Genomic DNA, 4,247 nt, shown 5'->3' with positions numbered 1-4,247 from the left:
GCGACCCCGGCGCGACGGGTCCGCGGCGAGCGGGCCGCCGGCGAGCTTGGACAGGCCGGTCAGCGCGTCGGCCACCCCGTCGATCGCCCCGAGCGCTGCCGGGCCCGCGTGCAGCGTCGAGGTGACGAACGACGGCAGCAGCGAGGTGACCAGCTCGTGCCCGGCGTCCGAGCACAGGGAGGCGCCGCCCACCCCGAGGATACCGGGGGTGAGCCAGCGTTCCGGGGGGTCCGGCGACCCGGTGGGGTCGGCGGACTCGGACCCGGTGGGCTCGCCGGGTGGCAGAGTCATCGGTGGTGGGGCAGCCCGTAGGGCAGTGCCGGGTTCGCGGCGGCGATCTCGACGAGCCGGTTGTACTTGGCGAGCCGCTCGCCTCGAGCCGGAGCGCCGGACTTCAGCTGGCCGCAGCCGCTGGCCACCGCGAGGTCGGCGATGAAGGAGTCGGTCGTCTCCCCCGAGCGGTGCGAGATCATCGCGCCGAATCCGACGTCGCGACAGGCCTGGAGGGCCTCGAGGGTCTCCGACACCGAGCCGATCTGGTTGAGCTTGATGAGCGAGGCGGTGCCGACCGAGCGGCTCGCGGCCTCGCGGATCGTCGCGGGGTCGGTGACGAAGATGTCGTCGCCGACGACCTGCACCCGCTCGCCGAGCCGGGCGGTCAGCTCCTTCCAGCCGTCCCAGTCGTCCTCGGCGAGGCCGTCCTCGAGGCTCCAGATCGGGAAGCGCTCGATGAGGTGCTCGTAGCGGTCGATGAGTGCCGAGGAGGTGAGCCGCTCCCCGGCGACGCGGTACCCGTCGGGACCGTGGAACTCGCTCGCGGCCGGGTCGAGGGCGACGCAGACGCCTGCGCGTCCCGGCGTGTAGCCCGCCTGCGTGATCGCCTCGACGAGGAGGGTCAGCACCTCCTCGGGCTCGGAGATCTCCGGTGCGAACCCGCCCTCGTCGCCGAGTCCGACCGACAGCCCACGGCCAGCGAGGAGGCGGCGCAGCTCGCCGTAGACCTCCGCGCCGGCGCGCAGCGCCTCGGCGAAGGACGGTGCCCCGACGGGGGCGATCATGAACTCCTGGAAGTCGAGGTCGTTCGCGGCGTGGACGCCGCCGTTGACGACGTTGAAGTGCGGCACGGGCAGGCGCGGCGCGTGCGGGTCGAGGGTCTGCCAGAGCGGCTCCCGCCGGTCCCGGGCGATCGCGCGCGCCACCGCCATCGACACGCCGACGATGGCGTTCGCGCCGAGCCAGGACTTGTTCGGGGTGCCGTCGGCGTCCCGGAGCGCCCGGTCGACCTCGGCGATGCTCCCGAACGGCCTTCCCGCCAGCGCCCGGGCCAGCTCGTCGTGGACGTGCGCGACGGCGGTGCGGACGCCGGCGCCGCCGTAGCGGTGAGGGTCCCCGTCACGCAGCTCGACGGCCTCGCGCGTGCCCGTCGAGGCGCCGGAGGGCACGCCGGCGGTGCCCGTCGCTCCGGACTCGAGCGTCGCGGTGACGCTGAGCGTCGGTCGTCCCCGGGAGTCCAGGATCTCCAGGGCTCTCAGGCTGCTCACGGTGATGGTCGGCATCGGTACTCCTCGTTCGTCGTGATGGCGCGGTCGGTTGTCGTGCTAGAGCAGTGCCCCCACGGCCAGGCCGAGACCGGCGGCGGCCACGCTGCCGACGAGGGTGAGAGCGGCGTACGCGACGCCCCGGCTCGTCCCCTCGGCGATCCACAGCCGCACGCTCTCGACGGACGCGGTGCTGAACGTCGTGTACCCGCCGCACAGTCCGGTCCCGAGGACGGTCTTGAGCTGCCGGGCGGTGTCCCCTCCCCCGCCGTAGATGACCCAGCCGGTGAGGACACCGAGGACGAACGATCCGGAGATGTTGATGAGAAGGGTTCCGAGCGGGACACGAAAAGGGTTGTGACGAGCCACGAACGCGTCGACGACGAACCTGGCGCCGGCTCCGATCCCGCCGGCGACGGCGACGAGGAGCAGGGTCATGTCGGCCTCCACGCGTGCTTCACGGCGCGGACGGCGAGCAGGTATCCCCCCGCCGCCCCGAGGACGCCGAGCACGACACTCGCGACGGCATACGCGGCACCGAGGACGTGCGGCGCGTCCGTCGTGAGCCCGGCGACCTCGACGGCGAACGTGCTGTACGTCGTGTAGCCGCCGAGGACGCCCGTGCCGACGGTCAGGCGGACGCGGCGGCGCCAGCCGGCGTCCGGGCCGGAGCGCGAGAGCACCTCGAGGAGGAGCCCGAGGATGAAGGCGCCGGTCACGTTGATGCCGAAGGTGGCCCACGGCCAATGGCCCGGAGCGGTCGGGAAGGCGTTCTCCAGCAGGTTGCGGACGGTCGTGCCGACCGCGCCCCCGGCGACGATGAGGGCGATGAGCCCGGGATCACGGTGGGCCGGACGGGTGCGGGTCCGGGTCAGGGGGAGGTCGGGAGCGACATCCCCCTCGTTGCTCGTCATCCGCTCACTCCCATGGCGCGCGACCCTCCCAGTCGACGACCTCCAGCGGCACGACGACGACGGGTCGGTGCTGGCGGTGGGAGAGCTGGACCGAGACCGAGCCGTTGACGAACTCGCTGATCCGATGGTGCTTTCCGACATGGGTGCCGACGACGAAGGCGGCCGCGTCGACGGCCCGGGCCAGGTGGGTGAGGGAGCGGTCGACACGCCCGGCCAGGTACCGGAACTCCCACCGGATCCCCTGACCCTCCATGGCCGCCGCCACCTGCGCGGTGAGGACCCGCCGTCTGTCCTGCCACGTGTCGTCGGCGGTGTCGGGGTCGATGGCGACGTGGCGCACGGTGCCGTCGGGGAACTCCTCGTCGGTGTAGCGGTCGGTGTCGACGTGCGCGAAGTAGAGGGCCGGGGCTCCGGTCGCCCGGGCCAGGCTCGCCGCGGTGAGCGCGACGAGCGGCGGCTGGTCGGGGACGACGGACACGACGAGCGGGTGGCCGGCGAAGTCGGTGAGCCGCGACGGATGCGGTTGCGGCGGAACGCGATCCGGTGCCATCGGTCAGCCCTTCGCACGAGGTGGACGGGCAGGCGAGCCTGCCCGTCCGAGGACGGAGCAGGAGCCATCAGCCGGGGCGGCAGTTCGGACGCTGCGCGTCCTGGCGGGATCCATCGCCGGGGCCCACGATAGCGACACCGCGGCGGGACGGTGCAACACGTCCACGGGGCGCGCCGCGGCCCCAGGCTCAGGGTGCGGGCAGCACCCCCACCGCGTCGACGACCCACCGTCCCTCGACCCGGCGCAGGTCCGTCAGGCTGCCCGTCGGGACGACGACCGGGCCGGGGTCCGGCGGGCCGAGGTGCTCGACGAGGATCGTGACGACGGCATCGTGGGTCACGAGGACGACGTCGTCGGCGAGGCTGCCACCGGCGACCTCGCCGAGGAGCTCGACCACTCGGTCCGTGAGGTCGGCGCGGGTCTCGACGTCCGGTGCCGCGTCGAGGCTGCCGAAGCGCTCGAGGACGGAGGCGACGGTGTCGCCGGCGAACCGGCCGTAGTCGCGGTCGAGGAGCCGATCGTCGAGCTCGACGGACACCCCGGTCGCCAGGGACACCGCGTCGGCGGTCTGGCGCGCCCGAGCCAGCGGGCTGCTCACGATGCGCCGCACGGTATGCCGGGCGAGCAGCCGCCCGGCGTGCTCCGCCTCCGCGCGACCGACCTCGTCGAGGTCGGGGTCCAGCCGGCCGCGCAGCCGGCCGTCGGCGTTCAGGGTGGTGCGTCCGTGGCGGAGGAGGACGAGATGACCGGTCACCCGCCGGATCGTAGACCCGTCCGCGTCCCTCCCTCCGCGACGGTGCCGACGGCCCTGCGTCAACGATGGCGCCAACGTCCCTCCATCAACGATGGCGCCGACGGTCGTCATCTCTTCCTCAGCCCCTGCTGGGCGACGACGCCCAGCGCGGGGGCCAGGCCGACGGGTCGCCCCATACCTCGACCCGGGGGCCAAGCCAAGGAGTCGAGGTAGGGGGATACCGGCGGAAGGCCTCTGGTTACCTCGACCCGGGGGTCATGCTGGGAGTCGAGGTAGGGGGATACCGGCGGAAGGTCTCTGGTTACCTCGACCTGGGGGTCATGCTGGGAGTCGAGGTATCTGGAGGCGGGTCGAGGGGCTCGCCGAGGGAGGAGCAGCCAATACCTCGACTGGGGGCGGGCCGGTTTGAGTCGAGGTAGGGGGATACCGGCGGAAGGTCACCCAATACCTCGACCCAGGGGTGCCGCTTTGAGTCGAGGTAGGGGGATACC

The 4,247-nt window shown here is 73.1% G+C and carries 5 protein-coding genes, 1 pseudogene and 1 riboswitch; all 6 genes and pseudogenes read right to left on the bottom strand.

Annotated elements, in window-relative coordinates; all coding sequences use genetic code 11:
* Positions 1–291: pseudogene (locus BN12_RS25415) on the bottom strand (hypothetical protein); the annotation flags it as partial.
* Positions 288–1,556, bottom strand: a complete 1,269-nt coding sequence (gene eno, locus BN12_RS19085; protein WP_048554992.1) for a phosphopyruvate hydratase — start codon at positions 1,554–1,556, stop codon at positions 288–290. The gene eno and the pseudogene BN12_RS25415, both read right to left, overlap by 4 nt.
* A 42-nt stretch (positions 1,557–1,598) precedes the next feature.
* On the bottom strand, positions 1,599–1,976 hold the full coding sequence (locus tag BN12_RS19080) for a fluoride efflux transporter FluC (protein WP_048556610.1): 378 nt from the start codon (positions 1,974–1,976) through the stop codon (positions 1,599–1,601).
* Positions 1,973–2,452: a fluoride efflux transporter FluC gene (locus BN12_RS19075; RefSeq protein WP_048554990.1), complete on the bottom strand. Its 480-nt coding sequence runs from the start codon at positions 2,450–2,452 to the stop codon at positions 1,973–1,975. The genes BN12_RS19080 and BN12_RS19075 overlap by 4 nt, the downstream gene beginning before the upstream one ends.
* A gap of 4 nt (positions 2,453–2,456) precedes the next feature.
* Positions 2,457–3,002, bottom strand: coding sequence for a universal stress protein (locus tag BN12_RS19070; protein ID WP_048554988.1), 546 nt, complete (start codon positions 3,000–3,002; stop codon positions 2,457–2,459).
* Between the two features lie 51 nt (positions 3,003–3,053).
* Positions 3,054–3,129, bottom strand: a riboswitch (Fluoride riboswitch).
* A gap of 60 nt (positions 3,130–3,189) precedes the next feature.
* Positions 3,190–3,756: a histidine phosphatase family protein gene (locus BN12_RS23485; protein WP_053080104.1), complete on the bottom strand. Its 567-nt coding sequence runs from the start codon at positions 3,754–3,756 to the stop codon at positions 3,190–3,192.
* Positions 3,757–4,247: the final 491 nt, after the last annotated feature.

The sequence above is a fragment of the Nostocoides japonicum T1-X7 genome (genome assembly GCF_001046855.1).
Classification (GTDB): domain Bacteria; phylum Actinomycetota; class Actinomycetes; order Actinomycetales; family Dermatophilaceae; genus Nostocoides; species Nostocoides japonicum.
The sequence above is the reverse complement of the archived record's forward strand: the minus strand, read 5'-3'. Positions and strand labels throughout refer to the sequence as shown.